At 69.2% G+C, this 5,066-nt stretch carries 6 protein-coding genes; 5 read left to right on the forward strand and 1 reads right to left on the reverse strand.

The annotated features are described in order from the left end of the window. The first annotated feature begins 818 nt into the window (after positions 1-818). On the forward strand, positions 819-1,628 hold the full coding sequence (locus DD1DGNOD_RS24680) for a UbiA family prenyltransferase (RefSeq protein ID WP_241255963.1): 810 nt from the start codon (positions 819-821) through the stop codon (positions 1,626-1,628). Between the two features lie 148 nt (positions 1,629-1,776). After that, positions 1,777-2,616, forward strand: a complete 840-nt coding sequence (locus DD1DGNOD_RS24685; protein ID WP_206443413.1) for a methyltransferase domain-containing protein — start codon at positions 1,777-1,779, stop codon at positions 2,614-2,616. Positions 2,617-2,749: 133 nt separating this feature from the next. On the opposite strand, the gene DD1DGNOD_RS24690 is transcribed toward DD1DGNOD_RS24685, so the two are convergent. Then, positions 2,750-3,943 (reverse strand): YncE family protein, encoded by a 1,194-nt coding sequence (locus DD1DGNOD_RS24690; RefSeq protein ID WP_131764939.1) that lies wholly within the window; start codon positions 3,941-3,943, stop codon positions 2,750-2,752. Between the two features lie 105 nt (positions 3,944-4,048). Here DD1DGNOD_RS24690 and crcB point away from each other — a divergent pair, with 105 nt between their 5' ends. The 3 genes from crcB to DD1DGNOD_RS24705 form a co-directional block, all read left to right on the forward strand. Next, positions 4,049-4,537, forward strand: coding sequence for a fluoride efflux transporter CrcB (gene crcB / locus DD1DGNOD_RS24695; protein ID WP_131764940.1), 489 nt, complete (start codon positions 4,049-4,051; stop codon positions 4,535-4,537). 39 nt (positions 4,538-4,576) lie between these two features. Further along, a complete protein-coding gene (locus DD1DGNOD_RS24700) occupies positions 4,577-4,921 on the forward strand; it encodes a DUF190 domain-containing protein (protein WP_131764941.1) in 345 nt (114 codons plus the stop codon). Next, positions 4,918-5,066 (forward strand): fluoride efflux transporter FluC (locus DD1DGNOD_RS24705; RefSeq protein ID WP_206443414.1); only part of this gene is annotated, 149 nt, incomplete at its 3' end. The genes DD1DGNOD_RS24700 and DD1DGNOD_RS24705, both read left to right, overlap by 4 nt.

The raw sequence follows: 5,066 nt of genomic DNA on the forward strand, positions 1-5,066 counted from the left end.
ATCTGTCGAAACGAACTGGACTCACACCCAGCGCCTACCGAGCCGCGTTCACTCGGCGCCCGGACCGAGAGGGGTCTGTTACATCCAGCGGAATCAAGACATGACAGGCCTCGTATTCTTCCACGAACGCATTCCCGGAGCTGACCATCCGGACGGAGCGGAAACGTTGTGGTCACGGCCCTGCCAGGCTCCGGTCCTCATCGCCCCTACAAGGGATTGAAACAGGTTCGGCAGAGGCTGAGGCTGCGTATGTGGGGTCCGGTCCTCATCGTCCCTGGGCGGGATCGAGATGGCCGACCGCACCACGGTGATGCCGTGACCGTGGTCGCGTCTTGGCCGGGGTCGTCGCGAGCGCACCACCCCAATTTTCATCGTCTGCAAGTAGGAGAACCCATCCATAGCGACTTCAGGGATGACCTGCGGTGCCTCTCACGGACCCATCTCCAGATCAATATCAAGATGATGATATGCGCATTGTGTACGCAAACTGCGGTGATCTGGCCGGAGGTGGAGCCCGGCTGCCTGAAATAATCCCCAAAGGACGGTTACTCTACATATTGATTGGAGATGAGAATCTTGGACGTAGATCCAGGAACGCTTGGGAGCGAGCGGTGCCCTGTGTGTTCGGGTGTGGGCGATGGCGCCGGCGTGGGTCGTTCTGTCGCGGATCCGCAGCACCATCAACCGGAACATGTTCCGCGTCAGCGCATACAGCGAGGAGCAGACCATGACCGCCCGGCTTACCCGGCCCGAGGTGGTCCCGCCACGGCAAAGCCGCAGGTCACCCGCCCGATCGAGGTTCTGGAGCCCTACCGGCTGTGACCCGCGCCGCAGCGATGGTGCGAGCGTGCCATCCGGAACCGACCGCCACCGTCACCGCGGTTGCGACCGCGCTCGCCGCCACGACCGGACGGTCCATGGCCGGCCTCGTCGCCGTCGCCTCCGCCGTACTCGCCGGCCAGCTCTCCATCGGGTGGAGCAACGATTACATCGACCGCGGCCGCGACGCCACGACCGCGCGGCCGGACAAGCCGGTGGCTCGCGGTGATCTCCCGGTACGGGCTGTCGGCCGGGCCGCACTCGTCGCGGCGGCCGTGTGCGTACCGCTGTCGTTCGCGTCGGGCCTGCCGGCGGGTGCGGCACACCTCGTGGGCGTGGCCTGCGGCTGGGCGTACAACCTGGGTATGAAGGCCACGGCGTTGTCCGTTGTCCCCTATACCGCGGCGTTCGGGCTCCTGCCCGTGTTCGTCGTCGCGGGTCTGCCGGGACATCCGGTGCCGCCGGTGTGGCTCGTCGCGGCCGGCGGCATGCTCGGGACAGGCGCGCACTTCGCGAACACCCTGCCCGACCTCGACGACGACGAGCGCACGGGCGTGCGCGGCCTGCCGCACCGGCTGGGCGCCCGTGCGTCCGGCCTGCTGGCCGCCGGACTGCTCACCGCCGCGTCCGCGCTGCTCACCCTCGGACCGTGGCCTCCGTCCCGCCCGGCGCTCGCCGGCTTCGCCGTGTGCGTCGGTCTGGCCGCCGCCGGGGTCGCACCCGGTGGTCGCCGGGCATTCCAGGTGACGATGTTGCTCGCGGCGCTCGACGCGGCACTACTGATCGCAGCCGGGACCAACCTGCGGTAGCGCCCTTGCGGTCGCGCGCTTCGCAGCCCCGGCCGGCGGCGCTGGACGCGGCCTCGGCGCGAAACCCGGCCCCTGGCCGCGCTCCGTGCGACCCTGCGTGCAAGAGGTGCGGATCGAGCATCCGTACGGAAGCGTTGAGGAAAGGCGGATGGTCATGCCGAACATGACGATCGGATCGTCCCGACGCGGCTTCGACGCCCGTCTGCCACACCGGCCGCGCAACGACCCCGAGCAGTACGAGGACCTCGCCGACGAATGGTGGCTGCCCGACGGCCGGTTCGCTGCGCTGCACTGGCTGGCCCAGGCCCGCGCCCGGCTGATCCCGGAGCCGCCCAGGGCCGGCGCGCCGTTGCTCGACGTGGCCTGCGGCGGCGGGCTCCTCGCCGCGCACCTGACCGGTTCCCTCGCCGGGTGGCGTCACGTGGGCATCGACATCTCGCCTTCCGCGCTGGCGTCCGCCCGCCGCCACGGTGTGGTCGGCGTCTGCGGAGACGCGTTGCGGCTGCCGTTCGCGGACGCATCCCTGCAATGCGTGGTTGCCGGTGAGGTGCTCGAGCACCTCACCGACCTGTCGGCCGCCTGCGCCGAACTGGCCCGGGTGCTCGCACCGGGAGGCACACTGGTCGTGGACACGCTCGCCGACACCCTGTTCTGCCGGATCACCATGGTCCGCCTGGCCGAACGGCTGCCGGGCGGCCCGCCGGTCGGCATCCACGACCCCGCGCTCTTCGTCCATCCACGCCGCCTGCGCGACCTGCTGGCCGCGCACGGTGTCGGGCTGACGCTCGTGCGCGGGCTGCGGCCGTCCGCCCGGGAGTACGCCCGCTGGCTTGCGTACCGCCGCCGGAGCGGACAGGTCCAGGTCGGTGCCGGCACGGCGGGCACACCTGCGGGAGCGGGCACGGTCACGATGCTCCCCACCCGATCGACCGCCGCTGTCTACCAGGCGGTCGGGGTGAAAGGCACCGTGTCAGCCGCCCGCACGTGAACCGGGACGTCCGGTAACCCGTGTCCGGACAGGGAACCCCACGCCCCACGCCGCCTCATCGCGAGCATCCCGATCATGCTATGCGCTGGCACGGCCCGGTCGGACAGCGCAGGTCCGGGCAGCGAAGGTCCGGTCAGCGCAGGATGCCGGTGTGGCCGAGGGAGTAACGGCCGGGCTGGGGCCAGACGCAGGCGCCATGCGGGCCTGGACCGACCTTGATCCGCGCCAGCAGGCTCCCGTCCTTGGTGGAAATCGCATAGACCTCGCTGTTGTAACGTCCGGTCAGCCACAGCACCGACCCGTCGGCGGACACCCCGCCCATGTCCGGGCTGCCGCCACCGGGGATCTGCCATTTTCGCTGGACCTGGCGGGTCGTGAAATCGACGACGGAGACGGAGCCCTCACCGCGGTTCGACACGTACATCGCGGTCGCCTCCCGGTTCGGGTAGAGGCCGTGCGCGCCCTTACCCGTCGCCAGGAATCCGATCTTCTGGAACCGCACCGGATCGACGAGGTGGAGACCGTTCGCCATCATGTCGGCGATATAGAGCACCTCACCCCGCGGATCAAGCTTGATATCCTGCGGCATGCCCTCGACCGTCAGGTAGCCCACGACCGACGGCGTCCGCAGGTCGACCTTGACCAGCTTGCCGGAGAACTCGCAGGTGGCAACGAAGAAGGAATTGTCAGCGGAGAAGTCGACGTGGTCGACGCCGGGGCAGTCGACCTTCACCTGCGTGCGCAGCTGCCAGGTGTGCGGGTCGTAGAAGTCCAGCCGCTGGAGTTCCTCGGCGACGACGATCGCGTACTTCCCGTCCGGGGCGAAATACATGTTGTACGGGTCGGCGACGGGGATGTTCGGCCCTTTGATCTTCCCGGTGGTCGGGTCGATCGGGGTGAGACTGTTACCCAGGTTGTTGGTCACGTACAGCGTCGACAGATCCCATGCCGGGACGACATGCTGAGGAGCACGACCGGTCACAAAATGGTCGATCACCTTGAAGGTCGCCGGGTCGATCACGTCGACGGTGTTGCTGTCGCTGTTGGGAACGTAGACCAGCTCCTTAGCGCCGCGGACGGCCGGGCTGAGCTGGTTCGCCCCGGCAAAGGCGTACACGTTCACCGGCTGCGCCCCACCGCTCCCCTCCGCGGACACCGACGGCGACGCCGGAGGGCCTCCCGGCGATCCCGAAGCCTTCGTCGGCGGCGAGACGGGTCCGGACGACCCAGCTCCCTCACCACAGGCCGCAACCACGGCAGCCCACAGCGCGACAATGACCACCAAGCGCAACGCTCGCGGCAGTCGGGCGTCATCGTACGTCCACACAGGGCATGCTCCGATTTCCGGCGGGTCCGGGGGGCGACAAGCGTAGTGGCGTCTGTATTGGTGACACCCGGCTATATAGGAGGCTATCCAGCCAGGGAGGTACGCATGGACGGCACCCGGTCGCAGGAAGTCGTCAAACCCACCGATCCCGATGTAGATCTGCATATTCCGGTACAACGCCCGGAGCTGCGCCGCGGGCCGGTTCCGCTGCTGGCGGTGATCGCGGCCGGCGGGGCGATGGGGGCATGCGCCCGCTACGGTGCGTCGCTGCTCTGGCCGACCCCGGCAGGCGCCTTCCCGTGGACGACGTTGATGGTGAACACGACGGGATGCGCAGCCATCGGGCTGCTCATGGTGATGATCGCCGAGGTGCGTGCGGTGCACCCGCTGGTGCGGCCGTTCCTCGGCACCGGTGTGCTCGGCGGGTACACGACCTTCTCCACCTACGCGGTCGACGCCGGACAGCTCGTCAACGCCAGGCGGGCCGGGATGGCGTTGGCCTACCTGGCGCTGACCACGGCGCTGGCGCTGGGTGCGGTATGGGCGGCGGCCGCGGCGGGACGATCGCTGGTGGCACGGTGGAACGGTCACTGATGGCACGGTGGGACGACCGCTGACGGCGAGGTGGGCGCGATGAGGCTGACAGGTCGGGCGCTGCGGTTGACGGTGTTCGTGGGGGAAGGCGACATGTGGCATCACCGTCCGCTGGCAACCGAGATCGTGCATCGTGCCCATGCCGCCGGGCTGGCCGGCGCGAGCGTGTTCCGCGGGCTGGAGGGGTTCGGCGCCTCGTCGATCGTGCACACCACGCGGCTGCTGTCGATGAGCCAGGACCTGCCGGTGGCGGTGCTCATCGTCGATGACGAGCCGCGGGTACGCGCGTTTCTGCCGCAGCTGGACGAGCTCGTCTCCGAAGGCCTGGTGATCATCGACGAGGTCGAGGTCATCCGCTACACCGGCCGGACGGCGGCCCGGTGAACTGGCTGCTGGTGATCCTGGGGGCGATGGCCGGCGCCCCGGTGCGCTACCTGACCGACCGGGCGGTGCAGGCCCGCCACGACATGCTGTTCCCCTGGGGCACGTTCACCGTGAACGTGGTCGCCAGCGGTGTCCTCGGCCTGGT

Source organism: Candidatus Protofrankia californiensis (assembly GCF_900634765.1).
In the GTDB taxonomy this organism is placed as follows: domain Bacteria; phylum Actinomycetota; class Actinomycetes; order Frankiales; family Frankiaceae; genus Protofrankia; species Protofrankia californiensis.

Excerpts from the sequence above, each read along its gene's own strand:
- DD1DGNOD_RS24685 (WP_206443413.1), top strand. The coding sequence starts at position 1,777 with ATGGTCATGCCGAACATGACGATCGGATCGTCCCGACGCGGCTTCGAC.
- crcB (WP_131764940.1), top strand. The coding sequence starts at position 4,049 with ATGGACGGCACCCGGTCGCAGGAAGTCGTCAAACCCACCGATCCCGAT.
- DD1DGNOD_RS24700 (WP_131764941.1), top strand. The coding sequence starts at position 4,577 with ATGAGGCTGACAGGTCGGGCGCTGCGGTTGACGGTGTTCGTGGGGGAA.